25 protein-coding genes and 1 tRNA gene are annotated in these 23,206 nt (G+C 63.7%); 17 read left to right on the top strand and 9 right to left on the bottom strand.

Annotated elements, in window-relative coordinates; all coding sequences use genetic code 11:
* The first annotated feature begins 57 nt into the window (after positions 1-57).
* The 3 genes from V0R62_RS05785 (at position 58) to choV (ending at position 3,110) form a co-directional block, all read left to right on the top strand.
* Complete coding sequence (locus V0R62_RS05785) at positions 58-1,005, top strand: choline ABC transporter substrate-binding protein (protein WP_186731759.1); 948 nt, start codon at positions 58-60, stop codon at positions 1,003-1,005.
* Between the two features lie 81 nt (positions 1,006-1,086).
* Entirely contained in the window at positions 1,087-1,935 is an 849-nt protein-coding gene (gene choW / locus V0R62_RS05780) for a choline ABC transporter permease subunit (RefSeq protein WP_172402369.1), read from the top strand.
* Positions 1,932-3,110, top strand: coding sequence for a choline ABC transporter ATP-binding protein (gene choV, locus V0R62_RS05775; RefSeq protein WP_050703411.1), 1,179 nt, complete (start codon positions 1,932-1,934; stop codon positions 3,108-3,110). Before choW ends, choV begins: the two co-directional genes overlap by 4 nt.
* A 139-nt stretch (positions 3,111-3,249) precedes the next feature.
* Here the strand turns inward: choV and hisF are convergent, their stop codons facing one another.
* From hisF to V0R62_RS05745, 6 genes are all read right to left on the bottom strand, one after another.
* Complete coding sequence (gene hisF / locus V0R62_RS05770; RefSeq protein ID WP_008091498.1) at positions 3,250-4,020, bottom strand: imidazole glycerol phosphate synthase subunit HisF; 771 nt, start codon at positions 4,018-4,020, stop codon at positions 3,250-3,252.
* Between the two features lie 9 nt (positions 4,021-4,029).
* A complete protein-coding gene (gene hisA / locus V0R62_RS05765) occupies positions 4,030-4,767 on the bottom strand; it encodes a 1-(5-phosphoribosyl)-5-[(5-phosphoribosylamino)methylideneamino]imidazole-4-carboxamide isomerase (protein ID WP_028688461.1) in 738 nt (245 codons plus the stop codon).
* A 27-nt stretch (positions 4,768-4,794) separates the two neighbouring features.
* Positions 4,795-5,055, bottom strand: coding sequence for a DUF2164 domain-containing protein (locus V0R62_RS05760; protein WP_028688462.1), 261 nt, complete (start codon positions 5,053-5,055; stop codon positions 4,795-4,797).
* On the bottom strand, positions 5,056-5,694 hold the full coding sequence (gene hisH / locus V0R62_RS05755; RefSeq protein WP_028688463.1) for an imidazole glycerol phosphate synthase subunit HisH: 639 nt from the start codon (positions 5,692-5,694) through the stop codon (positions 5,056-5,058).
* Entirely contained in the window at positions 5,695-6,288 is a 594-nt protein-coding gene (gene hisB, locus V0R62_RS05750) for an imidazoleglycerol-phosphate dehydratase HisB (RefSeq protein ID WP_028688464.1), read from the bottom strand.
* Positions 6,289-6,543: 255 nt separating this feature from the next.
* Positions 6,544-8,202 (bottom strand): OFA family MFS transporter, encoded by a 1,659-nt coding sequence (locus tag V0R62_RS05745; RefSeq protein WP_330103044.1) that lies wholly within the window; start codon positions 8,200-8,202, stop codon positions 6,544-6,546.
* A gap of 416 nt (positions 8,203-8,618) precedes the next feature.
* On the opposite strand from V0R62_RS05745, the gene V0R62_RS05740 reads away from it, so the two are divergent.
* The 6 genes from V0R62_RS05740 (at position 8,619) to V0R62_RS05715 (ending at position 14,190) form a co-directional block, all read left to right on the top strand.
* Complete coding sequence (locus V0R62_RS05740) at positions 8,619-10,868, top strand: AsmA family protein (RefSeq protein WP_330103043.1); 2,250 nt, start codon at positions 8,619-8,621, stop codon at positions 10,866-10,868.
* Complete coding sequence (gene mutY / locus V0R62_RS05735; protein ID WP_330103042.1) at positions 10,865-11,932, top strand: A/G-specific adenine glycosylase; 1,068 nt, start codon at positions 10,865-10,867, stop codon at positions 11,930-11,932. Before V0R62_RS05740 ends, mutY begins: the two co-directional genes overlap by 4 nt.
* Positions 11,929-12,201 carry an oxidative damage protection protein gene (locus tag V0R62_RS05730; protein WP_011536185.1) on the top strand — a complete coding sequence of 91 codons (273 nt, stop codon included), beginning with the start codon at positions 11,929-11,931 and terminating at the stop codon, positions 12,199-12,201. Before mutY ends, V0R62_RS05730 begins: the two co-directional genes overlap by 4 nt.
* A gap of 90 nt (positions 12,202-12,291) precedes the next feature.
* Positions 12,292-12,367 (top strand) — tRNA-Phe (locus V0R62_RS05725).
* A gap of 187 nt (positions 12,368-12,554) precedes the next feature.
* The gene (ppk2, locus tag V0R62_RS05720; RefSeq protein WP_330103041.1) at positions 12,555-13,565 is read left to right on the top strand and encodes a polyphosphate kinase 2; all 1,011 of its coding nucleotides are present in this window, start codon (positions 12,555-12,557) and stop codon (positions 13,563-13,565) included.
* Between the two features lie 181 nt (positions 13,566-13,746).
* Positions 13,747-14,190 carry a hypothetical protein gene (locus V0R62_RS05715; RefSeq protein WP_330103040.1) on the top strand — a complete coding sequence of 148 codons (444 nt, stop codon included), beginning with the start codon at positions 13,747-13,749 and terminating at the stop codon, positions 14,188-14,190.
* An 82-nt stretch (positions 14,191-14,272) separates the two neighbouring features.
* On the opposite strand, the gene gabP is transcribed toward V0R62_RS05715, so the two are convergent.
* The gene (gene gabP, locus V0R62_RS05710) at positions 14,273-15,658 is read right to left on the bottom strand and encodes a GABA permease (RefSeq protein WP_186731764.1); all 1,386 of its coding nucleotides are present in this window, start codon (positions 15,656-15,658) and stop codon (positions 14,273-14,275) included.
* A gap of 606 nt (positions 15,659-16,264) precedes the next feature.
* On the opposite strand from gabP, the gene V0R62_RS05705 reads away from it, so the two are divergent.
* From V0R62_RS05705 to V0R62_RS05685, 5 genes are all read left to right on the top strand, one after another.
* Positions 16,265-17,038 carry an ABC transporter ATP-binding protein gene (locus tag V0R62_RS05705; protein ID WP_050703399.1) on the top strand — a complete coding sequence of 258 codons (774 nt, stop codon included), beginning with the start codon at positions 16,265-16,267 and terminating at the stop codon, positions 17,036-17,038.
* A gap of 11 nt (positions 17,039-17,049) precedes the next feature.
* Positions 17,050-17,811: an ABC transporter substrate-binding protein gene (locus V0R62_RS05700; RefSeq protein ID WP_330103039.1), complete on the top strand. Its 762-nt coding sequence runs from the start codon at positions 17,050-17,052 to the stop codon at positions 17,809-17,811.
* Positions 17,812-17,868: 57 nt separating this feature from the next.
* Positions 17,869-18,561, top strand: a complete 693-nt coding sequence (locus V0R62_RS05695; RefSeq protein ID WP_050703398.1) for an ABC transporter permease — start codon at positions 17,869-17,871, stop codon at positions 18,559-18,561.
* A complete protein-coding gene (locus tag V0R62_RS05690; protein ID WP_028688474.1) occupies positions 18,562-19,251 on the top strand; it encodes an ABC transporter permease in 690 nt (229 codons plus the stop codon). It abuts the gene before it with no gap.
* 94 nt (positions 19,252-19,345) lie between these two features.
* A complete protein-coding gene (locus V0R62_RS05685; protein WP_330103038.1) occupies positions 19,346-20,569 on the top strand; it encodes a methyltransferase in 1,224 nt (407 codons plus the stop codon).
* A 225-nt stretch (positions 20,570-20,794) separates the two neighbouring features.
* On the opposite strand, the gene mdtI is transcribed toward V0R62_RS05685, so the two are convergent.
* Positions 20,795-21,112, bottom strand: coding sequence for a multidrug/spermidine efflux SMR transporter subunit MdtI (mdtI, locus tag V0R62_RS05680; protein WP_186731769.1), 318 nt, complete (start codon positions 21,110-21,112; stop codon positions 20,795-20,797).
* Positions 21,106-21,465 carry a multidrug/spermidine efflux SMR transporter subunit MdtJ gene (locus tag V0R62_RS05675; protein ID WP_028688477.1) on the bottom strand — a complete coding sequence of 120 codons (360 nt, stop codon included), beginning with the start codon at positions 21,463-21,465 and terminating at the stop codon, positions 21,106-21,108. The genes mdtI and V0R62_RS05675 overlap by 7 nt, the downstream gene beginning before the upstream one ends.
* A 526-nt stretch (positions 21,466-21,991) precedes the next feature.
* On the opposite strand from V0R62_RS05675, the gene V0R62_RS05670 reads away from it, so the two are divergent.
* The 3 genes from V0R62_RS05670 to V0R62_RS05660 are packed head-to-tail and all read left to right on the top strand — an operon-like array spanning position 21,992 to position 23,191.
* On the top strand, positions 21,992-22,570 hold the full coding sequence (locus tag V0R62_RS05670) for a hypothetical protein (RefSeq protein WP_330103037.1): 579 nt from the start codon (positions 21,992-21,994) through the stop codon (positions 22,568-22,570).
* Between the two features lie 9 nt (positions 22,571-22,579).
* Complete coding sequence (locus V0R62_RS05665) at positions 22,580-22,786, top strand: helix-turn-helix domain-containing protein (RefSeq protein WP_023629980.1); 207 nt, start codon at positions 22,580-22,582, stop codon at positions 22,784-22,786.
* Positions 22,787-22,804: 18 nt separating this feature from the next.
* Positions 22,805-23,191, top strand: coding sequence for a hypothetical protein (locus tag V0R62_RS05660; protein ID WP_050703393.1), 387 nt, complete (start codon positions 22,805-22,807; stop codon positions 23,189-23,191).
* The last annotated feature ends 15 nt before the right edge of the window (positions 23,192-23,206 follow it).

Genomic DNA, 23,206 nt, shown 5'->3' with positions numbered 1-23,206 from the left:
CCTGAGAACGCCCGGCGACCCACGCGAACCCGAAGATAAAATCACAGGAGTCCATCCATGAAAGGTTCACCCAAGCTGTTGCTGGTCGCGTTGCTGTCCGCTCCGCTGCTGGCCCAGGCCGCCGAACCCGAGCAGTGTCAGACGGTGCGTTTCTCGGATGTCGGCTGGACCGACATCACGGTCACCACCGCGACCACCAGCGTCGTGCTCGAAGCCCTGGGCTACAAGACCCACACCACCATGATCTCGGTACCGGTGACCTACAAGTCGCTGGCCACCGGCAAGGACCTGGACGTGTTTCTCGGCAACTGGATGCCGACCATGGAGAACGACATCAAGCAGTACCGCGACGCCGGCACCGTCGAGACCGTGCGCGCCAACCTGGAGAACGCCAAGTACACCCTGGCCGTGCCCCAGGCCCTGTATGACAAGGGCCTGAAGGATTTCGCCGACCTGCCCAAGTTCAAGCAGGACCTCAAGGGCAAGATCTACGGTATCGAACCCGGCAACGACGGCAACCGCACCATCCAGAAGATGATCGACGACAACGCCTTCGGCCTGAAGGACGCCGGCTTCCAGATCGTGCAGTCCAGCGAGGCCGGCATGCTCGCCCAGGTCGACCGGGCGCAGAAGCGCGACGAGGCGATCGTGTTCCTCGGTTGGGAACCACACCCGATGAACACCCGCTTCAAGATGCAGTACCTGACCGGCGGGGACGCCTATTTCGGTCCCGACTTCGGCAAGGCCACCGTGCTCACCAACACCCGCAAGGGCTATGCGCAGGAGTGCGCCAACGTCGGCCAGTTGCTGAAGAACCTGTCGTTCGAGCTCAAGGATGAAAGCACCATGATGGGCTATGTCCTGGACGACAAGATGAAACCCGAGGCAGCGGCCAAGAAGTGGCTCAAGGACAACCCCGGCAAGCTGGATGCCTGGCTGGCCGGCGTGACCACCGTGGACGGCAAGCCAGGCCTCGAGGCGGCCAAGGCCAAACTGACGCAATAACGCAAGACGCAATGGCAACACCGCGGGGCGGGACCGTGCCCGCCCCGGACTGATTTCAATCTTTGCAGGTGGAAGCTCGCTATCATGCTTATCGATCAGAAAATACCCCTGGGGCAGTACATCGCCTCATTCGTCGAATGGTTGACCCAGAACGGCGCCAGTTACTTCGACGCCATCGCCGCAGGCCTGGAGTTCATGATCCATGGGGTCACCAGCGCCCTGACCTGGTTCAACCCGTTCGTGCTCATCGCCCTGTTCGCCGCCCTCGCGCACCTGATCCAGCGCAAGTGGGCCCTTACCGTATTCGTCGCCCTGTCGTTCCTGCTGATCCTCAACCTGGGCTACTGGCAGGAAACCATGGAAACCCTGGCGCAGGTCACCTTCGCCACGGTAGTCTGCGTGGTCATCGGCGTGCCGCTGGGCATCGCCGCCGCGCACAAGCCGATGTTCTATACCGCCATGCGCCCGGTGCTGGACCTGATGCAGACCGTGCCCACCTTCGTCTACCTGATCCCGACCCTGACCCTGTTCGGCCTGGGCGTGGTACCGGGGCTGATCTCCACCGTGGTGTTCGCCATCGCCGCACCCATCCGCCTCACTTATCTGGGCATCTGCGACGTGCCGCAGGAACTGATGGACGCCGGCAAGGCCTTCGGCTGCTCGCGCCGCCAGTTGCTGACCCGCATCGAACTGCCCCACGCCATGCCGAGCATCGCCGCCGGCGTGACCCAGTGCATCATGCTGTCGCTGTCGATGGTGGTGATCGCCGCCCTGGTGGGCGCAGACGGCCTGGGCAAACCCGTGGTCAACGCCTTGAACACCGCCGATATCTCCCTGGGCTTCGAAGCGGGCCTGGCGATCGTGCTGCTGGCAATCATGCTCGACCGTATCTGCAAGCAACCGGAGCTGCCGGTAAGGGGTGAGGCATGAGCATCATTCGTTTCGAAGACGTCGACGTCATCTTCTCCAACAAGCCGCGCGAGGCGCTTTCCCTGCTCGACCAGGGCAAGACCCGCGAGCAGATTCTCAAGCAGACGGGCCTGGTGGTCGGCGTCGAGAAGGCCAACCTGGACATCAACAAGGGCGAGATCTGCGTGCTGATGGGCCTGTCCGGCTCGGGCAAATCCAGCCTGCTGCGCTGCATCAACGGCCTCAACACGGTGAGCCGCGGCAAGCTGTTCGTCGAGCATGAAGGCAAGCACATCGACATTGCCCACTGCACCCCGGCGGAACTGAAGATGATGCGCACCAAGCGCATCGCCATGGTGTTCCAGAAGTTCGCCCTGATGCCCTGGCTGACGGTGCGCGAGAACATCAGTTTCGGCTTGGAAATGCAGGGCCGCCCGGAGAAGGAACGGCGCAAGCTGGTCGACGAGAAGCTCGAGCTGGTGGGCCTGACCCAGTGGCGCAACAAGAAGCCGGACGAACTCTCCGGCGGCATGCAGCAGCGCGTGGGCCTGGCCCGGGCGCTGGCGATGGACGCCGACATCCTGTTGATGGACGAGCCGTTCTCGGCCCTCGACCCGCTGATCCGCCAAGGCCTGCAGGACGAACTGCTGGCCCTGCAGAGCAAGCTGAGCAAGACCATCGTGTTCGTCAGCCACGACCTCGACGAAGCCCTGAAACTGGGTAGCCGCATCGCGATCATGAAGGACGGGCGGATCATCCAGTACAGCAAGCCGGAAGACATCGTGCTCAACCCGGCCGACGAGTACGTGCGCACCTTCGTCGCCCACACCAACCCGCTCAACGTACTGTGCGGCCGCAGCCTGATGCGCAGCCTGGACCAGTGCAAGCGGGTCAACGGCTCGGTGTGCCTGGACCCGGGGATCGACTCATGGCTGGACCTCGGCGAAGGGGGCTCGCTCAAGCGCGCGCGCCAGGGCCAGAACGGGCTGGACATGCAGAACTGGGCACCGGGGCAGGATGTGGAGCTGCTGGAGCGCAGGCCGACCGTGGTGCACGCCGATATCGGCATGCGCGAGGCGCTGCGGATTCGTTACCAGACTGGCAACAAGCTGGTGTTGCAGGATAACGACAAGGTGGTGGGGATTCTGGGGGATACCGAGCTGTATCACGCGTTACTCGGCAAGAATCACGGGTGATGGCATTGGGGCCGCCTTGCGGCCCTTTCGCGGCACAAGGCCGCTCCTACAGAAAACGGACACGCGTTCCCCTGTAGGAGCGGCCTTGCCGAGGCGTCGGACCGGCCGGAAAGGAGGGCAAAGCCCTCCCAGCAATGGCTTAGCGAACGACGATCCCACGCGAAGCCATGTAGGCCTTCGCCTCAGGCACCGTGTACTCGCCAAAGTGGAAGATACTGGCCGCCAGCACCGCGCTGGCATGCCCTTCCAGAATCCCGTCCGCCAGGTGTTGCAGGTTGCCCACGCCACCCGAGGCAATCACCGGAATTCCCAGCGCATCGCTGATCGCCCGGGTAACCCCCAGGTCGAAGCCGTTCTTCATGCCATCCTGGTCCATGCTGGTCAGCAGGATCTCGCCAGCCCCCAGGCCTTCCATCTTCTTCGCCCACTCGACGGCATCCAGCCCGGTCGGCTTGCGACCACCGTGGGTGAATATCTCCCAACGCGGCGTTTCACCGGGGCCGGAGACTTTCTTGGCGTCGATGGCAACCACGATGCACTGCGAACCGAAACGGTCCGCCGCCTCACCGACGAACTCCGGGTTGAACACCGCAGCGGTGTTGATCGACACCTTGTCGGCACCGGCGTTGAGCAGGTTGCGGATGTCCTGCACGGTACGTACGCCACCGCCCACGGTCAGCGGGATGAACACCTGGCTGGCCATGCGCTCGACGGTATGCAGGGTGGTGTCACGGCCATCGACGCTGGCGGTGATATCCAGGAAGGTGATCTCATCCGCGCCCTGCTCGTTGTAGCGGCGGGCGATCTCCACCGGGTCGCCGGCATCACGGATGTTCTCGAACTTGACGCCCTTGACCACCCGGCCGTTGTCCACGTCCAGGCAAGGGATGATGCGCTTGGCCAGTGCCATGGTCGTTCCTCAGCCTTGGTAGTTGTCGCAGAAGGCCTGGGCCTCGGCGACGTCGAGGGTGCCTTCGTAGATGGCACGGCCAGTGATGGCGCCGATGATGCCGGGGGCCTTGGCGTCCAGCAGGGCCTTGATGTCGCCCAGGTTGTGGATGCCGCCCGAGGCGATCACCGGGATCGAGGTGGCTTCGGCCAGGGCCTTGGTGAACGGCACGTTGCAGCCCTGCATCATGCCGTCCTTGGCGATGTCGGTATAGACGATCGCCGAGACGCCATCGGCCTCGAAACGCTTGGCCAGGTCGATGACCTGCACCGAGCTCACTTCGGCCCAGCCGTCGGTGGCGACGAAGCCGTCCTTCGCATCAAGGCCGACGATGACCTTGCCCGGGAAGGCCTTGCACGCTTCGGCGACGAACTCCGGTTGCTTGACCGCCTTGGTGCCGATGATCACGTGGCTGACGCCGGCCTTGACGTAGTGCTCGATGGTTTCCAGCGAGCGGATGCCGCCGCCGATCTGGATCGGCAGGTTCGGGTAGCGCTTGGCGATGGCGGTGACCACCTCACCATTGACCGGCTGGCCTTCGAAGGCGCCGTTCAGGTCGACCAGGTGCAGGCGACGGCAGCCACCCTCGACCCATTTGGCGGCCATGCTCACCGGGTCGTCGGAGAATACGGTGGAGTCTTCCATGCGGCCTTGGCGCAGGCGTACGCAAGCACCGTCCTTGAGATCGATAGCGGGGATAATCAGCATCTTGGCAACCTGTCTTGTTCGTTGGGTTCAGGGCTTCTCGAGCGCCCACAGGTCGCTTTCGATGCTTTCGAACCGCTCCTTGAGGTGCAGCTGAACATCGGCAATCGCCCTGTTGTAGTAGTGGGGTGCAATTTCCTTGCTGAACAGCTCGAGGACCTCGGCCACCTCGAACGACCCCAACTGCAGCTCGAAGCGGTCTTCGAGGAAGCGCTTGAGCGTGTCGAGCGCGTCGCGCTCCTGCTCCGGGGTCAGCGTGATGATCGGGGCCTTGGTCTTCGATCGGCTCATTTACCAGCGCCCGTCCCAGGCGACGAAGTTCTGCAGTAGCTGCAGGCCATGGGTATGGCTCTTCTCCGGGTGGAACTGCACGGCAAAGCGCGAGCCATCGGCCAGCGCGGCGGCGAAGTCGACGCCATAGTGACCGCGACCGACCACCTGACCCGGCTTGCCGGCGTTGATGTAGTAGCTGTGCACGAAGTAGAAGCGCGCGCGGTCGGGGATGTCGTGCCACAGCGGGTGGTCGATGGTCTGGCTCACTTCGTTCCAGCCCATGTGCGGCACTTTCAGGTGCTCGCCGTCTTCCTTCAGATCTTTACCGAAGAAACGCACCTGGCCGGGGAACAGCCCGATGCAGTCGACGCCATCGTTTTCCTCGCTGTGGTCGAGCAATGCCTGCATGCCCACGCAGATGCCGAGGAACGGGCGATCCTGGCTGACCTCGCGCACCAGGCTGTCGAAGCCCAGGCGGCGGATCTCGGCCATGCAGTCGCGGATCGCGCCGACGCCGGGGAACACCACGCGGTCGGCCTCACGAATCACCGCGGCGTCGCTGGTCACCAGCACCTTGCCGGCGCCCACGTGCTCGAGGGCCTTGGCCACCGAGTGCAGGTTGCCCATGCCATAGTCGATTACGGCTACCGTTTGCATTTACAGGCACCCTTTGGTGGACGGCATCTGCCCGGCCATGCGCTCGTCGAGGGTGACGGCCATGCGCAGCGCGCGGCCGAAAGCCTTGAACACGGTCTCGATCTGGTGGTGGGTGTTGTGGCCACGCAGGTTGTCGATGTGCAGGGTCACCAGGGCGTGGTTGACGAAGCCCTGGAAGAATTCCTGGAACAGGTCGACATCGAAGCCGCCGACGGTGGCGCGGGTGTAGGGCACATGCATCTGCAGGCCCGGACGCCCCGAGAAGTCGATGACCACGCGCGACAGCGCCTCGTCCAGCGGCACATAGGCATGGCCGTAGCGGAAGATGCCTTTCTTGTCGCCGATGGCTTGGGCGAACGCCATGCCCAGGGTGATGCCGACGTCCTCGACGGTATGGTGATCGTCGATATGCAGGTCGCCCTTGCACTCGATATCCAGGTCGATCAGCCCATGTCGGGCGATCTGGTCGAGCATGTGTTCAAGGAAAGGCACGCCGATTTCAAATCGGGCCTTGCCGCTGCCATCGAGGTTGATCGAGCACTTGACCTGGGTTTCCAGGGTATTGCGCTCGACGGAAGCCTTACGTTCGACCATCACCAGCTCCGCAAAATCATTGGGCGAAAAGGGCTCCATTATAGGCCCAGAACGCGCCGGCTTGAAACGCGGATGACATATGGCAGGGCTAGTAATTACGGGGGTGGGACAGGTCTACAGGTCTATACAACCGAGCCCTAGGGCTGCTTTGCAGCCCCTTCGCGGCACAAGGCCGCTCCTACAAAGCATTGCGCTACCTCTGTAGGAGCGGCCTTGTGCCGCGAAAGGGGCGCAAAGCGCCCCCAACGATCTCAATCAGTGAAACAGCACCGCCGTCTTCTGCAGGGTGATCCACACCCCCCAGGCCAGCGGAATCACCACCACGGCCCAGGCCAGCAGCACCAACGGCAGGCTGCCCGGCGCCGCATGCCACTCCAGCGAGCGCGCCGAATCCACGCCCTTGTCATGGCTCAGCGCTCGCTCGGCAGCCAGTTCGGCATCGGTCATGAAGTACTTGTCCGCCACCGGCCGCACCAGCATGTTGCAGATGAACCCCAGGACCAGCAGGCCGGCGAGGATGTACAAGGTCATGTCGTAGGCCGCGGCCCGCTCCACCCCCGCCGCCAGCTGCGCCTCGCGCAGGTAGGTGATCAGCACCGGGCCGAGCACGCCGGCCGCCGCCCAGGCAGTCAGCAGGCGACCATGGATGGCGCCGACCATCTGCGTGCCGAACAGGTCGGCCAGGTACGCCGGCACGGTGGCGAAACCGCCGCCGTACATCGACAGGATGATGCAGAACGCCGCCACGAACAGCGCCACGTTGCCGATGTGCCCCATGTTCGGCACCAGGCTGTAGAGGCCCACGCCCAGGGCGAAGAAGGCGAAGTAAGTGTTCTTGCGGCCGATGTAGTCAGAGAACGACGCCCAGAAGAATCGCCCGCCGATGTTGAACAGGCTCAGTAGGCCGGTGAAACCGGCGGCAATGGCGGCGATCTGCGCCAGCTGCGCGGCATTCAGCTCACTGAACGTCAGCTCGTTGCCCAGCAGCTTGCCGGCGAACACTTCCTGCAGCAGCGGCGAGGCCATGCCGAGGATGCCGATACCGGCCGACACGTTCAGGCACAGCACCAGCCACACCAGGGCGAACTGCGGGGTCTTCCAGGCCACGCTGACGTGCACGTGACGGTCGGTGACCATGGCGTTGGCCTTCTTCGCCGGCGGCGTCCAGCCTTCAGGCTTCCAGCCGGTCGGTGGCACGCGGTAGGCCAGGGCGCCGGCGGTCATGAACACGAAGTAGATCGCGGCCATGGCGACGAAGCTCTGCCATACGCCCACTTCGGTCGGGCTGGAGAAATGGCCCATCAGCGCGGTGGCCAGCGGCGCGCCCACCATGGCACCCCCGCCAAAGCCCATGATCGCCATGCCGGTGGCCATGCCGCGCTTGTCCGGGAACCACTTGATCAGTGTCGACACCGGCGAAATGTAGCCCAGGCCCAGGCCGATCCCGCCGATCACCCCCGAGCCCAGCCACATCAGCCACAGCTGGTGGGTCTTCACGCCGATCGCCGAGATCAGCAGGCCGCCGCACCAGCACAGCGCCGATACCAGGCCGGCCTTGCGCGGGCCGGCGTGCTCCAGCCAGCCGCCGAGCACTGCGGCCGAGCAGCCAAGGAACACGAAGAACAGGGTGTAGATCCAGCTGAGCATCGAGATCGGCCAGTCGCACTCGGCGCTGAACAGGCGGGCGACGAAGCCCATGTCGGCGGCGCAGGCCACCGGCGCGCTGACACCCAGGGCCTGGGACAGCGGCAGCCAGAACACCGAGAAGCCATAGGCCATGCCGATGCACAGGTGAATCGCCAGGGCCGCCGGCGGCACCAGCCAGCGGTTGAAGCCCGGGCGGGCGATGATGCGCTCCTTCGACAGGAAGCCCGGCGCGCTCGCCACCGTCCCCGCCGTGATACTGCTGTTCATGGATTGTTCCTTTTGTAGGTGGGCTGTGCGCATGGACGGCTCTGCTTTGGCTGCACGCAAGGCAGCCCGGCCGCTTGGGCTGGCACCCCGCGACAATGGGTCGCGGGGGCTCCACGGGCGGGCGCAAGATTACCAGCAGGCGGTGACATGAAAGCAATCTGATATCGTGTTTTTTTCGTCAGCTGAATCGGTATTTCGTGTATTCAGGTGAGGTTGTGTCGCCTGTTCGGGCCTCATCGCGGGGCTAGCCCGCTCCCACGCAGGTACCACGCTGGTCTCGGCCCCGCGATGAGGTCCGAGCAGGCGATAAATGAACTGTCATCATTCCCACTGTCGAAATGTCGGATACGCAGAGCCAAGTGCCACGGCGCTATACTCGCCGCTGAATTTCTAAATCGGACTACAAGGACTCGCCCATGAAAGCGTTCGGCAAAATCCTGGGGCTGGGGCTTCTCGGGTTGTTGCTGATCATCGTGGCGCTGGGCTTCGCCCTGACCCACCTCTTCGATCCCAACGACTACAAAGATGAAATCCGCAAGCTGGCCCGCGACAAGGCCCATGTGGAACTGACCCTCAACGGCGACATCGGCTGGAGCCTGTTCCCCTGGCTGGGCCTGGAGCTGCACGAGGCGAGCATCGCCACGCTGAACAACCCCAAGGTGCCGTTCGCCGACCTGCAGATGCTCGGCCTGTCGGTGCGCGTTCTGCCGCTGCTGCGCCGCGAGGTGCAGATGAGCGATGTGCGGGTCGAGGGCCTCAACCTGACCCTGACCCGCGACGCCAATGGCCACGGCAACTGGGAGGACATCGGCAAGCCGCTACCGCAGCCGACCGTCGCCGGCGCGCCGGCGAGCACACCAGTTGATACGCCTGCCGCCGCGCCAGCAACGTCGGAAGCCAGCGAGCGCTCGGTCAAGCTCGACATCGACAGCCTGACCGTCAACAACGCCCGCGTGCTCTATACCGACGAGAAGGCCGGGCAGACCTACGGCGCCGAAAGTATCCAGCTGAGCACCGGCCCCGTGCACGAAGGCGCGAACATCGCGCTCAAGGCCAGTGCCTTCCTCAGCGCCAGCCAGCCGAACATCAAGGCGCGCACCGAGCTGACCGGCGAGCTGCGCTTCGACCGCAAGCTCAAGCGCTACAACCTCGAGGACATGCGCCTGTCCGGCGAGACCTCGGGCGAGCCGCTGGCCGGCAAGACCCTGACCTTCGTTGCCCAAGGCCAGGTGCTGGTCGATCTGGCGGCCAATGTCGCGTCCTGGAGCGGCCTGAAGGTCTCGGCCAACCAGCTGCGCGCCCTGGGCGAGCTGAACGTGCGCGACCTGGACAAGGCCCCGCAGGTCAGCGGCGGCCTGTCCATCGCCCAGTTCGACCTGCGCACCTTCCTCGACGGCATCGGCCACCCGCTACCGGCCACCGCCGACCCGGCGGCGTTCAAGAAGCTGGAGCTGGTCACCCGCCTGCAGGGCACACAGAACAGCCTGGCCCTGGAAGACCTGGCGGTGAAGCTGGACGACAGCACTTTCACCGGCCGTGTCGCCGTGGACGATTTCGCCAAGCAAGCATTGCGCGTGCGCCTCAAAGCCGACACGTTCGACGCCGATCGCTACCTGCCGGCCAAAAGCGAAGAGGCCAAGGGCGCCACGGCGGCGCGCCAGGCCGAGGTCAAGCAGCAGGAAGCCACCGCCGTCGCCGGCGCGGGCACCACACCGCTGCCCGACGCACCGACCCAGGTGGCCTGGAGTAACGACAAGCTGCTACCGGTCGATCGCCTGCGCGCCCTGGACCTGCAAGCTGACCTGTCGTTCGGCGCGCTGACCCTGGACAAGCTGCCGATCAGTGACGCACAGCTGACCGCCAGCGGCCAGGCCGGCCTGGTCACCCTGCAGAGCCTGCGCGGCGGCCTGTACAACGGCACCTTCGAGGCCAAGGGCACTGTCGATGTACGCCCCGCCGTGCCGCAGATCGGCGTGAACACCAAGATCAATCGCGTGCCGGTGGAGCACTTCATCAAGCGCGAAAGCCCGGACCAGGCGCCGCCGGTCAAGGGCCTGCTGACCCTGAACAGCGACCTGACCGCCACCGGCAACAGCCAGAAAGCCCTGGTCGATACCCTCAACGGCAACGCCAGCTTCACCATCAACGACGGTGTGCTGGTCAACGCCAACCTGGAACAGCAGCTGTGCCAGGCCATCGCCACCCTCAACCGCAAGCAGCTCAGCGGCGAACAGCGGGGCAAGGACACGCCCTTCCAGGAACTGCGCGGCAGCCTGGTGGTGCGTAACGGCGTGGCCAGCAACCCGGACCTCAAGGCGCGCATCCCGGGCCTGACCGTCAATGGCCATGGCGACCTCGACCTGCGCGTGCTGGGCATGGACTACAACGTCGGCGTGATCGTCGAGGGCGACCAGCGCGCCATGCCCGACCCGGCCTGCCAGGTCAACGAGCGCTTTACCGGCGTCGAAGTGCCGCTGCGCTGCCGTGGCCCGCTGGAGCTGGGTGCCAAGGCCTGCCGCCTGGACCAGGATGGCCTGGGCAAGGTCGCCGCGAAGCTGGCCGGCAACCGCCTGAAGGACAAGATCGATGAAAAACTCGAAGAGAAACTCGGAGACAAGGTGAGCCCGGAACTCAAAGATGCGCTCAAGGGGCTGTTCAAACGATGAGCCCCCAGCAGTTCTCCAGCGCCGTGCTGGACTGGTACGACCAGCACGGCCGCCACGACCTGCCCTGGCAACAGGGCATCACCCCGTATCGGGTGTGGGTCTCCGAAATCATGCTGCAGCAGACGCAAGTCAGCACCGTGCTCAACTACTTCGACCGGTTCATGCAGGCCCTGCCGACCGTGCAGGCCCTGGCCGAGGCGCCGGAGGACGAAGTGCTGCACCTGTGGACGGGCCTGGGCTACTACACCCGCGCCCGTAACCTGCAAAAAGCCGCGAAGATCGTTGTCGAGCAGCATGGCGGCGAGTTCCCGCGCAGCGTCGAGCAACTCACCGAATTGCCCGGCATCGGTCGCTCCACGGCGGGCGCCATCGCCAGCATCAGCATGGGCATCCGCGCGCCGATCCTCGACGGCAACGTCAAGCGCGTGCTGGCCCGCTTTACCGCACAGGCCGGCTACCCCGGCGAACCCAAAGTGGCCAACCAGCTATGGGCCACCGCCGAGCGCTTCACACCGATGACCCGGGTCAACCACTTCACCCAGGCGATGATGGACATGGGCGCCACGCTGTGCACCCGCAGCAAGCCCAGTTGCCTGATCTGCCCGCTGCAAAGGGGTTGTGAGGCGCACCTGCATGGCGAGGAAACCCGCTACCCCGAGCCCAAGCCGCGCAAGGCCCTGCCCCAGCGCAAGACCCTGATGCCGCTGCTGACCAACCACGAAGGCGCGATCCTGCTCTATCGCCGGCCTTCCACCGGCCTGTGGGGCGGACTGTGGAGCCTGCCGGAGCTGGACAGCCTGGAACAGCTCGACGACCTCGCCTACCAGCACGGCCTGCGCCTGAGCGGCAGCCAGGCCCTGGACGGCCTGACCCATACCTTCAGCCATTTCCAGCTGGCCATCGAGCCCTGGCTGGTGCGTGTCGAGCCCGTCGGCTCGCACGTGGCCGAGCCCGACTGGCTCTGGTATAACCTCGCCACCCCGCCGCGCCTGGGCCTCGCCGCCCCGGTCAAGAAGCTGCTGCAACGCGCGGCCGACGAACTGATTGCAGGAGACAAGCCATGACCCGCACCGTGAAGTGCCGCAAGTACAACGAAGAACTCCCAGGCCTGGACCGCCCGCCCTATCCGGGCGCCAAGGGCCAGGACATCTTCGAGCACATCTCGCAGAAAGCCTGGAAGGAGTGGCAGGACCACCAGACCATGCTGATCAACGAGAAGCGCCTGAACATGATGAATGCCGAGGACCGCAAATTCATCCAGGCCGAGATGGACAAGTTCTTCGCCGGTGAGGATTACGCCCAGGCCGAAGGCTACGTGCCACCCTCAAATTGACCCCAAAAACCGTAAGCGACGGAATTAATTTAAATTTTTTCAAAAAAGTCGTTGACGGTCGGTTCGGAAATCTATTTAATGCACCTCGTCGCCCAGATAGCTCAGTCGGTAGAGCAGAGGATTGAAAATCCTCGTGTCGGCGGTTCGACTCCGTCTCTGGGCACCACCTTCAAGCTTCTGGTGGTTGCAAAGTTACCCGAAGCGACACAAGAAACCCGCCTAGTGCGGGTTTTTTGTTGTCTGCAGTTTGCTCCAGGAATCCTGCGCCCCTGGTTGATCGATATCAAAATGCCTACCGTCGCTCCTGCATAGGATGGAAGGTGGACATTCGACCGACCCCCGCAAGGACCTCCATGAGCGAAGAATCCGCCACCCTCCTCCTGCCTGCGCCCACCGAGGCCGACAGCAGCCCCAAGCCAGCCCCCCGCCCTCGTCGCCCACGCCAGCGCAAGCCGGCCACCAGCACCGCCGCGCAAGAGACCATCACCCAGGTCAGCCAGCAGCCAGCAGCCCTGGAAGTGGCCAACGCCCGCAAAGGCAGCAACGAAGACAGCACCTCGGCGCGCCTGCCGGCCAACTACCCGTACCGCACGCGCATGCGCCGCCAGGACTATGAGAAGGCCAAGCATGACCTGCAGATCGAGCTGCTCAAGGTGCAGAACTGGGCGAAGGAAACCGGCCAGCGCATCGTCGTGCTGTTCGAGGGCCGTGACGCCGCCGGCAAGGGTGGCACCATCAAGCGCTTCATGGAGCACCTGAACCCACGCGGCGCGCGCATCGTCGCACTGGAAAAGCCCTCCGAGCAGGAGAAGGGGCAGTGGTACTTCCAGCGCTATGTCCAGCACCTGCCCACAGCCGGTGAAATGGTGTTCTTCGACCGCTCCTGGTACAACCGCGCCGGGGTCGAGAAGGTCATGGACTTCTGCTCGCCGCTGCAGTACCTGGAGTTCATGCGTCAGGCGCCGGAGCTGGAGCGCATGCTGTGCAACAGCGGCATCCTACTGTTCAAGTTCTGGTTCTCGGTGAACCGCGAGGAGCAGTTGCGCCGCTTCATCTCTCGCCGCGACGATCCGCTCAAGCACTGGAAGCTGTCGCCCATCGACATCAAGTCGCTGGACAAGTGGGAGGACTACACCGCGGCCAAGGAAGCGATGTTCTTCCACACCGACACCGCCGACGCGCCGTGGACGGTGATCAAATCGGACGACAAGAAGCGGGCGCGGATCAACTGCATTCGGCATTTCCTGCATTCGCTGGATTATCCGGGCAAGGATCACAGCGTGGCGCATGCGCCGGATCCGTTGCTGGTCGGGCGGGCTTCGCGGGGGTTCGAGGAGGATGAGCCGGCGGTGCTGGTCGACTGATTCGCAGCCCTTTCGCGGCACAAGGCCGCTCCTACAGGGGATCACGTAACCTCTGTAGGAGCGGCCTTGTGTCGCGAAAGGGGCGCAAAGCGCCCCCGGCGATCTCGAATACCTGCTTGGGTTTCCCTGGCAACTACGCTTCAATACGCGCCTTTACCAGACACCCCAAGGACCAACCCCCATGGCCACCAACACCAAACAACAGAAACGCGCCAAACGCGCCGCCACCAAGGCCAAGCAGAACCGCATGGTGCGCAGCGGCCAGGCGGTCAAGGCCAGCGCCGGTGACAGCGCCAGCGTCGAGCAGGTGTTCAACAAGGCCATGGAGTCGGGCAGCTACACCAGCCTGTTCGAGAAGATGAAGCAAGCCCAGGAAGACGGCCTGGTGCCGATGATCTCGGTATTCCTGGTCGACCCACTGCTGGCGCTGGTGCTCAAGGGCCACAAGGAAGAACACGCCACCGACTACATCGTCCTGGTGTTCACCGCCTACCGCAAATGGCTCGACGGCGCCGACGAGGACACCACCATGGCCTGGCTGGAAAGCGACGAGTTCCAGGACGCCTATGTCACTGCCTCGGAAGTCGTGGCCAGGCAGCAGCAACAGCAGAAACAGTTCGGCTGAGTCGCTCCCGCCACCCGCACAAGTCAAACAAAAAGGCCGCGCCCCCTCACAGGGCGCGGCCTTTTCGTTTCACACCAGCGGATCAGCTATCCAGCGCCACCCGCGCAGCAGCGCCACGCTTGCGGTGCACCAGCAGGCCAGCCGCCACCACACCGATGCTCAGGATGGCCGTGGCGATGATCTCGGCACGGTGGTCTTCACGCAGGCCCATCACCACCAGGATGGCAATGATGAAGGCGATGGTCGCCCAGGTCAGGCCCGGGAACATCCACATCTTGAACGAGATCTTCTCGCCCTTCGCTTCACGCTGGGCACGCATGCGCAGTTGCGACACGGCGATCACCAGGTACACCAGCAGGGCGATGGCGCCGGAGCTGGCCAGCAGGAACTCGAACACCGCGGCCGGGGCCAGGAAGTTGGCGAACACGCACAGGAAGGCCGCGGCGGTGGAGAGCAGCACGGCCCAGTGCGGGGTGCCCGCCTTGGTGGTGCGCTGGGCGATGGCCGGGGCGTCGCCACGCTTGCTCAGGGAGAACAGCATGCGCGAGGAGGTGTACAGCGCCGAGTTCAGGCAGCTGGTCACGGCGATCAGCACGACGATGTCGACGATCAGCTTGGCATTCGGCACGCCGATCAGGCTGAGGACGGTCTGGTAGGAGCCTTTCTCGGCCAGGGTCGGATCGTTCCACGGCACCATGGCCACGACCAGGAAGATCGACACCAGGTAGAACAGGCAGATACGCCAGATCACCGAGTTGGTGGCCTTGCTGATCTGGCGGCCCGGGTCTTTCGACTCGGCGGCGGCGATGGTGACGATCTCGGTACCCATGAACGAGAACATGGTGGTCAGCATCGCGGCCAGCACCGCGCCCAGGCCATTGGGCATGAAGCCCTGGGTATCGAACAGGTGGCTGATGCCGCTGACCTGGCTGCTCGGCACCATGCCGAACATGGCCGCGCAGCCGACGACGATGAAACCGATGATCGCCAGCACCTTGAGCAGGGCGAACCAGAACTCGAACTCACCGTAGTTCTTCACGCTGAACAGGTTGGTGACGGTCAGCGCCAGGGTGATGATCAGGGAAAAGGCCCACAGGTCCACCGACGGGAACCAGGCATGCAGGATGGCGGCAGCGGCGTTGGCCTCCAGCGGGATCACCAGGACCCAGAACCACCAATACAGCCAGCCGATGGTGAAACCGGCCCAGCGCCCGATGGCGCGGTCGGCGTAGGTGGAGAAGGAACCGGTGTCAGGCGAGGCGACCGCCATTTCGCCGAGCATACGCATCACCAGCACCACCAGGGTACCGGCGGCGGCGTAGGCCAGCAGCACAGCAGGGCCGGCAGCGGCGATGGCATGGCCGGAGCCGACGAACAGGCCGGCGCCGATCACGCCGGCAATCGACAGCATGGTCACATGCCGTTGCTTGAGCCCCTGAGCGAGGTCATTGGAATTGTTACCGCTCATAAAACTACCTTTGTAAGGAGGTGGACTACACGAATGACTGGCCGGCGCGCCGGGGTGTGAGTGGGCGTCGCCGCATTCAGTGGTTTCGGGATGGCAATAAGCGGGCCAGCTGAGAATGGCTTTCGTCTGAAATGTTTCTGTAACCAATAACGACGCGGCTTGCAGGGCATTGTGCCAAGCTTTGACCGAAAGGTCGTCAAATCCCCATGCCAAGTTGGGATTACTGAAATACCCACTTACAAACGCACCAAAGGTGCCCCTCGGTAACACCTGGGCACAAATTCAGGGCAGGGCAAAGCGCAACCTCAAGGCGCAACCGCGCACTCGCATAACCCGCGACACAGTGCCACCCGGCCAAAAACGGCTTCCCAGACCGGAACAAAGCTGGCACCATCGCGCCTTTTTTCATCAAAGCTCCGGTGCTGGGCAAAACGCCATTGCGGATATCCTGGCGACAGTCCACTGCAGCGATGCGACAAACTGTCCCACCAGCGACCCGAGCTCCCCGCGACCCGGTTGGCCGCCGTTGCGCCGCTATGCTAGCGTGGCGCTCGCCAGGAAGGCCGCCAACAGCTGGGAACGCACCCGAATACATGAGGACCGCACATGGCCCAGGCCACGCCCGCGCTGGAAATCCGCAACCTGCACAAACGCTATGGCGAGCAGGAAATTCTCAAGGGCATTTCGCTGACCGCGCGCGACGGTGACGTGATCTCCATCCTCGGCTCGTCCGGCTCTGGCAAGTCCACCCTGCTGCGCTGCATCAACCTGCTGGAGAACCCGCATCAGGGCGAAATCATCGTCGCCGGCGAGACCCTCAAGCTCAAGGCGCAGAAAAACGGCGACCTGATCGCCGCCGACAACCGCCAGATCAACCGCCTGCGCAGCGAGATCGGCTTCGTCTTCCAGAATTTCAACCTGTGGCCGCACATGTCGATCCTCGACAACATCATCGAGGCGCCGCGCCGCGTGCTCGGCCAGAGCAAGGCCGAGGCCACCGAGCACGCCGAGGCGCTGCTGAACAAGGTCGGCATCTTCGACAAACGCCACAGCTACCCCGCGCAGCTTTCCGGTGGTCAGCAACAGCGTGCCGCCATCGCCCGTACCCTGGCCATGAAGCCCAAGGTCATCCTGTTCGACGAGCCGACCTCGGCGCTCGATCCGGAAATGGTCCAGGAAGTGCTTAACGTCATCCGCGCATTGGCCGAAGAAGGCCGTACCATGCTGCTGGTGACGCACGAGATGAACTTTGCCCGCCAGGTGTCCAGTGAAGTGGTCTTCCTGCACCAGGGCCTGGTCGAAGAGCAGGGATCGCCGCAGCAGGTCTTCGAGAACCCGACCTCGGCGCGTTGCAAGCAATTCATGTCCAGCCACCGCTAACGGAGCACTACATGCAGACCTACAAGAAGTTCCTCCTGGCAGCTGCTGCCACGCTGGTGATGTCGGCCAACGCCATGGCCGCCGAGAAACTGCGCATGGGTATCGAAGCCGCCTACCCACCGTTCAACAACAAGGATGCCAGCGGCCAGGTCGTCGGCTTCGACAAGGACATCGGCGACGCCCTGTGCGCCAAGATGAAGGTCGAATGCGAAGTGGTCACCTCCGACTGGGACGGCATCATCCCGGCGTTGAACGCCAAGAAGTTCGACTTCATCGTCTCGTCGTTGTCGATCACCGACGAGCGCAAGCAAGCCGTCGACTTCACCGATCCCTACTACTCGAACAAGCAGCAGTTCATCGCACCGAAGAACGTCGACTTCAAGACCGACCGCGCCTCGCTCAAGGGCAAGACCATCGGCACCCAGCGCGCCACCCAGGCGGCAACCTGGCTGGATGACAACGGTGGCATGGACGGCGAGTTCAAGGTCAACCTCTACGACGGCCAGGAAAACGCCTACCTGGACCTGACCTCCGGCCGTGTCGACGCCATCCTCGCCGACAAGTACGCCAACTACGACTGGCTGAAATCCGAAGCCGGCAAGAACTACGAGTTCAAGGGCGATCCGGTCAACGAAAGCGACAAGGTGGGCATCGCCGTGCGCAAGGGCGACAACGGACTGCGTAACAAGCTCAATGCCGCGCTGAAGGAAATCGTCGCCGACGGCACCTACAAGAAGATCAACGACAAGTACTTCCCGTTCAGCATCTATTGATTCGCCCCGACAGGCATCGCCGCCATGGCGGTGCCTGTCCCTTGAACAAACTTACCCATGACTATCGACCTGCACGGATTCGGCCCGGCCATGATGGCCGGTACCCTGATGACCGTAAAACTGGCGCTCTGCGCCTTGCTGCTGGGGCTGGCCCTGGGCCTGCTCGGCGCCTTGGCCAAGACTTCGTCGGTCAAGCCGCTGCAATGGCTTGGCGGCACCTATTCCACGTTGGTGCGCGGCGTACCTGAATTGCTTTGGGTGCTGCTCATCTACTTCGGCACCGTCGGGCTGATGAACAGCCTTGGCGCCGCTCTGAACATACCGGGCCTGGAGCTCAGCGCCTTCGCGGCTGGCGTCATCGCCCTAGGCCTGTGCTTCGGCGCCTACGCCACGGAAGTGTTCCGCGGCGCGATCCTGGCCATCCCCAAAGGGCACCGTGAAGCGGGCCTGGCGCTGGGCCTGTCCAAGGGGCGCATCCTCTCGCGGATCATCCTCCCGCAGATGTGGCGCATCGCCCTGCCGGGCCTGGGCAACCTGTTCATGATCCTGATGAAGGACACCGCGCTGGTGTCGGTGATCGGCCTTGAAGAAATCATGCGCCACGCGCAGATCGGCGTGACCGTGACCAAGGAGCCGTTCACCTTCTACGCGGTCGCCGCCTGCATCTACCTGGGCCTGACCATCATCGCGATGATCGGCATGCACTTCCTGGAAAAGCGTGCCGCTCGCGGCTTCATGAGGGCCGAGTAAATGAACTGGGAAGTCATCATCAAGTGGCTGCCACGCCTGGCCCAGGGCGCGACCCTGACCCTGGAGCTGGTGGCCATCGCCGTCATCGCCGGCCTGATCCTGGCCATTCCGCTGGGGGTGGCGCGCTCTTCGCGGCACTGGTACGTGCGCGCCCTGCCCTACGGCTACATCTTCTTCTTCCGCGGCACGCCGCTGCTGGTGCAGCTGTTCCTGGTCTACTACGGCCTGGCCCAGTTCGAAGTGGTGCGCAACAGTTCGCTGTGGCCGTACCTGCGCGATCCGTTCTGGTGCACGGTGCTGACCATGACCCTGCACACCGCCGCCTACATCGCCGAGATCCTGCGCGGCGCCCTGCAGGCGATCCCCAAGGGCGAGATCGAGGCGGCCCGGGCACTGGGCATGTCGCGGGGCAAGACACTGTTCTACATCATGCTGCCGCGCGCCACGCGCATCGGCCTGCCGGCCTACAGCAACGAAGTGATCCTGATGCTCAAGGCCAGCGCCCTGGCCAGCACCGTGACGCTGCTGGAGCTGACCGGCATGGCGCGGACCATCATTGCCCGGACCTACCTGCCGGTGGAGATCTTCTTTGCCGCCGGGGTGTTCTACCTGGTGATCTCGTTCGTGCTGGTGCAAGGCTTCAAGGTACTGGAGCGCTGGCTGCGCGTGGATGCCTGCCAAGGGCGTTGAACCCGGGGCCGCACGCGGCCCCCTCTCTGTAGGAGCGGCCTTGTGCCGCGATGGGCTGCACAGCAGCCCCTCTCGCTAGCGCCCCGGTGCTCGAATGACCACACCCCTCATCCTGCAAACCGACCAGCTCTTCGAGCGCTTCCAGGCCCTCGACCGCTTCCTCACACAGCACCAGCCCCTGTGGCACCCACGCCCGTTCACCCACCTGCACCTGGCGTGGGAAGACCAGCACCCGGCACTGTCCCATTGGCTGCGCCAGCGCACCCTCGAGCAAGCCGAATCCCCCGAAACACCTGAGGCCCCGGCCCCCTTCCCACAACTGGCCGCCGAAGCCGCGCAGCTGTCCGCTGTCGGCGAACTGCCCGACGCCGGCCTGCATCCCGCCGGCCACCGCCTTGATGTCGGTGTCCCCGGCCGCAAGTGGCAGCAGATCGAAGCCTTCAGCCGTCGCCTGGCGTTCAGCCAACCCGCGCAACACTGGCTCGACTGGTGTTCCGGCAAAGGCCACCTGGGTCGTCGCCTGTTGCAGCCCGGCCAGCAACTGACCTGCCTGGAGCACGACGCCGAACTGGTCGGTGCCGGCAAGGCCCTGAGCGAGCACCACCACCTGCCCGCCACACACGTGCATCAGGATGTCATGGCCGCCGACAGCGCCCGCCACCTGGACGGCGACAAGAGCGCGGTCGCCCTGCACGCCTGCGGCGACCTGCATGTTCGGCTCATGCAGCTGGCAAGCCAGCAGGGTTGCCGGCAGATCGCCGTTGCACCCTGCTGCTACAACCGCATCCAGGGCACCGCCTATCAGCCGCTCTCCGGCGCCGCCCGGGCCTCAGCGCTGGCGTTGACCCAGGAAGACCTGGGCCTGCCGCTGAGCGAGGCGGTCACCTCCAGCCTGCGTACCCGGCGCCAGCGCGACACCTCAATGGCCCGCCGCCTGGGTTTCGACCTGCTGCAGCGCCAGCAACGTGGCATCGACGACTACCTGCCCACGCCATCGCTGCCGGTCAGCTGGCTGGCCAAGCCCTTCGAGCAGTACTGCCGCGACCTGGCCGAACTCAAGCAGGTCACGATCAGCGGCAACCCCGACTGGGCCTCCCTGGAAGTTGCCGGCCAGCGACGCCTGGCCGAAGTACGCAACCTCGAGCTGGTTCGCAATCTCTTCCGCCGCCCACTGGAAATGTGGCTGGTGCTCGACCGCGCCCTGTTCCTTCAGGAGCAAGGCTATGCGGTTCGGGTTGGCGTGTTCTGCGATTACCCGCTGACCCCCCGCAACCTGCTGCTGCTCGGAGAACGCGACACAGCGCCGCAGCGCGGTTGACAGCCTGTGGATAACTCTGTGAACAAGCTTGTGATGAAAATCACCAAATCTTGGATCCGGAGGCTATTTGCGCTGCTTTGCTTATTCCACGGCTGGCGTCAAAGCCAGTAAATACAAGCCTTTGCGCAAAGACCGATGGTAGCGCCGGCCGGCATGCCTTTCGCGCAAGCGATCAATGCCCATTGTGCATAAACCATTCGGCCAAGCGCTTTGGCAGGGGTGTTGTCAAGCCAGTTTGAGCAAGCTCATGCCTACCAGCAGCAGCACCAGACCGAGCCAGCCGCGCCCGGCCAGACGCTGACCGAACAGGGCCCAGCCCATGGCCACGGTGGCGAGAATGCCGAAGCCACCCCAGATGGCGTAAGCCAGCGACAGGTCGATGTCCTTGACCGCCTGGGCCAGCGCGGTGAACGCCGCCAGCACGCACAGGATCGAGGCCACGCCCAGGCCCTTGCGGCTAAAACCCTCGGAATACTTGAGCAGCAGGTTGGCCAGGACTTCCAGCACGATGGCCAGGCCCAGCCAGGCAAATGGAATCAGCATGGCACCGCCTCCCCTTCACGCTCGACGGCCTTGGCCCGGGTGCCGGCCTTGACCAGCAGGATGCCGGCGATCATCACCGCCAGGCCCAGGGCCTTGGTCCAGCCCAGGCTTTCGCCGAGCCAGAGCACGCTGATCAGCGTGATCAGCACGATACCGAACCCTTCCCACAGCGCGTAGGCGACACCCACCGGCACACGCTTGACCGCCAGGGCCAGGAAGAAATACGACAAACAGATCATGACGTACATGACGGCATGCCCCAGCACGGGGAAATGAGTGGCGGCGAGTTTCATCGACGCCGTGCCGATCACCTCGAAGGTGATGGCGACGATCAGGTAGATCCAGGAACGCATGATGCCCTCCCATGGGCGACAGCAGCCGAGCGCGCAGGCATCGGCACCAGACAGAAACGTTTACGGCTGTAGAGGGAGGGTGGCGCTAGAGGTCGCCGGTCCAGTGACGTTCACGGGAAACCAGGCGGGAGGAAGAGAGGAGCTTGAAAGCTTTACTGTTCAACATAATGAACACAAGATTAACTTAGATGATCGATTAAGTCAAAACGATAGGCTGAGACTAAATATTTCTCACGGAAAATTGCGCGCTTACAGATTTATCCCCTTAAAGCCTGCTGAAAGCTTCGTAAATTATATTCCCCACAGTCGTTCCTATAGGGATGCCCCTGCGACTGCTCTATAACGTAGGCAAGCTTCCTCAGCGTGAGAACGGGCTGACCCCGCGATCACCGGCAAAGCCGGTGCCATGCCCACCCCTTCCCCTGCGACAAACCGTCGCCACAGGCTAAATCACAAAATTAATTATTGTTTTACGATAATTATTCAAGAATAATCCGCCTCGTTCATCACTGTACGGAGGCACCCCATGAACAGTAGATCCGTGGCCTATGCGCGTTCGCGCCTACGCACCATTGGCGCATTCGCCGCCTACCTGGCCTGGACGACCGCGATCGTCGAACTGACAGTCACCCCGTTGCTCTTCATCTTCGACTTCCCCGAGATGCACAACGGTTATCTGCAGGCCTACGGCGACCAGATGCCCCTGCTGCTGGAACCCGGATACCAGGCATCCCCCCTGGCCATCGGCCTGGTACTGGGCGTGGACATGATCCCTACGCTGGTTTCCGTCATCGCCCTCTGCCTGACCGGCCTGTTCTTCCATCGGCTGTCCCGTGGCCAGACCTGGACCTCGGACAACATCAAGCTGCTGTGGTGGGTCGGCCTGCTGTGCATCTTCACCCCGTTGCTGTGGCCGGTGACCTACACCTTGCAAGGCCTGGCCCTGGCCATCGACCTGCCGGCCGGCGAAAGGAGCTTCAGCTTCTCGATCGGTGTATCATCGCAGGCTGTCTACGAGATCATGAAAGGCATCCTGCTGTGTGCCTTCTCGCTGCTCATGCGTGACGCCAAGACCATCAGCGATGAACACAACTGTTATGTCTGACTGCTTCCTATGCCGATAATCATCCGCCTCGACGTCGTCATGGCCCGGAACAAGATGCGTTCCAAGGACCTGGCGGAAATCATCGGTATCACGGAAGCGAACCTGTCGCTGCTGAAGAACGGCAAGATCAAGGGTTTCAAGATCGAGACCCTGGAGAAGCTGTGTCGCGCCCTGAACTGCCAGCCCGGCGATCTGCTGGAGTTCAGCGACGAATGATCAAGGACTGCAACACCCATGGCACTTTTCCACAACAGTTTGGCCGCCCTCGTGCTGGCCTGCCTGGCCTTGGCCCTGGCCGGCTGCGGCCCGAGCTACACCTATAGATACTCGCCACCGCCCAGCGCGCATGGCATGAATTGCATCAACAGCTGTTCGACGCAGCGCAACCACTGCCAGCAGATGGCGCGCCTGCAGGAGAACAGCGAACGTGCGTTGCACCAGGCCGAGATGAGGGCCTACCAGTACTGCCAGAACGGCAAGAGCAAGAAGGAAGCGCGTCACAGTTGCTACTACCCGAGCTACCCCTCCTACACGGGGAGCAGCTACAGTTGCGGCAATGACTACGACTCCTGCTACATGGCCTGCGGCGGCACCATCCAGCGCATCCTGAACAAAGACTGATCCCGGAACGGACTC

Origin of the sequence: Pseudomonas carassii (genome assembly GCF_036324045.1) — a bacterium.
Classification (GTDB): Bacteria; Pseudomonadota; Gammaproteobacteria; order Pseudomonadales; family Pseudomonadaceae; genus Aquipseudomonas; species Aquipseudomonas peradeniyensis.
This window is presented reverse-complemented; position numbering and strand designations above follow the sequence as displayed.

What these genes read in the sequence shown, in the direction of transcription:
- hisA (WP_028688461.1), bottom strand. Translation starts at nt 4,767, where the DNA reads ATGCTGATTATCCCCGCTATCGATCTCAAGGACGGTGCTTGCGTACGC.
- V0R62_RS05670 (WP_330103037.1), top strand. Translation starts at nt 21,992, where the DNA reads ATGAACAGTAGATCCGTGGCCTATGCGCGTTCGCGCCTACGCACCATT.
- V0R62_RS05760 (WP_028688462.1), bottom strand. Translation starts at nt 5,055, where the DNA reads ATGAGCCGATCGAAGACCAAGGCCCCGATCATCACGCTGACCCCGGAG.
- choV (WP_050703411.1), top strand. Translation starts at nt 1,932, where the DNA reads ATGAGCATCATTCGTTTCGAAGACGTCGACGTCATCTTCTCCAACAAG.
- V0R62_RS05785 (WP_186731759.1), top strand. Translation starts at nt 58, where the DNA reads ATGAAAGGTTCACCCAAGCTGTTGCTGGTCGCGTTGCTGTCCGCTCCG.
- V0R62_RS05690 (WP_028688474.1), top strand. Translation starts at nt 18,562, where the DNA reads ATGAACTGGGAAGTCATCATCAAGTGGCTGCCACGCCTGGCCCAGGGC.
- V0R62_RS05685 (WP_330103038.1), top strand. Translation starts at nt 19,346, where the DNA reads ATGACCACACCCCTCATCCTGCAAACCGACCAGCTCTTCGAGCGCTTC.
- hisH (WP_028688463.1), bottom strand. Translation starts at nt 5,694, where the DNA reads ATGCAAACGGTAGCCGTAATCGACTATGGCATGGGCAACCTGCACTCG.
- V0R62_RS05715 (WP_330103040.1), top strand. Translation starts at nt 13,747, where the DNA reads ATGGCCACCAACACCAAACAACAGAAACGCGCCAAACGCGCCGCCACC.
- V0R62_RS05740 (WP_330103043.1), top strand. Translation starts at nt 8,619, where the DNA reads ATGAAAGCGTTCGGCAAAATCCTGGGGCTGGGGCTTCTCGGGTTGTTG.
- V0R62_RS05705 (WP_050703399.1), top strand. Translation starts at nt 16,265, where the DNA reads ATGGCCCAGGCCACGCCCGCGCTGGAAATCCGCAACCTGCACAAACGC.
- V0R62_RS05730 (WP_011536185.1), top strand. Translation starts at nt 11,929, where the DNA reads ATGACCCGCACCGTGAAGTGCCGCAAGTACAACGAAGAACTCCCAGGC.
- hisF (WP_008091498.1), bottom strand. Translation starts at nt 4,020, where the DNA reads ATGGCACTGGCCAAGCGCATCATCCCTTGCCTGGACGTGGACAACGGC.
- V0R62_RS05745 (WP_330103044.1), bottom strand. Translation starts at nt 8,202, where the DNA reads ATGAACAGCAGTATCACGGCGGGGACGGTGGCGAGCGCGCCGGGCTTC.
- V0R62_RS05665 (WP_023629980.1), top strand. Translation starts at nt 22,580, where the DNA reads ATGCCGATAATCATCCGCCTCGACGTCGTCATGGCCCGGAACAAGATG.
- hisB (WP_028688464.1), bottom strand. Translation starts at nt 6,288, where the DNA reads ATGGTCGAACGTAAGGCTTCCGTCGAGCGCAATACCCTGGAAACCCAG.
- mdtI (WP_186731769.1), bottom strand. Translation starts at nt 21,112, where the DNA reads ATGCTGATTCCATTTGCCTGGCTGGGCCTGGCCATCGTGCTGGAAGTC.
- gabP (WP_186731764.1), bottom strand. Translation starts at nt 15,658, where the DNA reads ATGAGCGGTAACAATTCCAATGACCTCGCTCAGGGGCTCAAGCAACGG.
- V0R62_RS05660 (WP_050703393.1), top strand. Translation starts at nt 22,805, where the DNA reads ATGGCACTTTTCCACAACAGTTTGGCCGCCCTCGTGCTGGCCTGCCTG.
- mutY (WP_330103042.1), top strand. Translation starts at nt 10,865, where the DNA reads ATGAGCCCCCAGCAGTTCTCCAGCGCCGTGCTGGACTGGTACGACCAG.
- V0R62_RS05695 (WP_050703398.1), top strand. Translation starts at nt 17,869, where the DNA reads ATGACTATCGACCTGCACGGATTCGGCCCGGCCATGATGGCCGGTACC.
- V0R62_RS05700 (WP_330103039.1), top strand. Translation starts at nt 17,050, where the DNA reads ATGCAGACCTACAAGAAGTTCCTCCTGGCAGCTGCTGCCACGCTGGTG.
- V0R62_RS05675 (WP_028688477.1), bottom strand. Translation starts at nt 21,465, where the DNA reads ATGCGTTCCTGGATCTACCTGATCGTCGCCATCACCTTCGAGGTGATC.
- ppk2 (WP_330103041.1), top strand. Translation starts at nt 12,555, where the DNA reads ATGAGCGAAGAATCCGCCACCCTCCTCCTGCCTGCGCCCACCGAGGCC.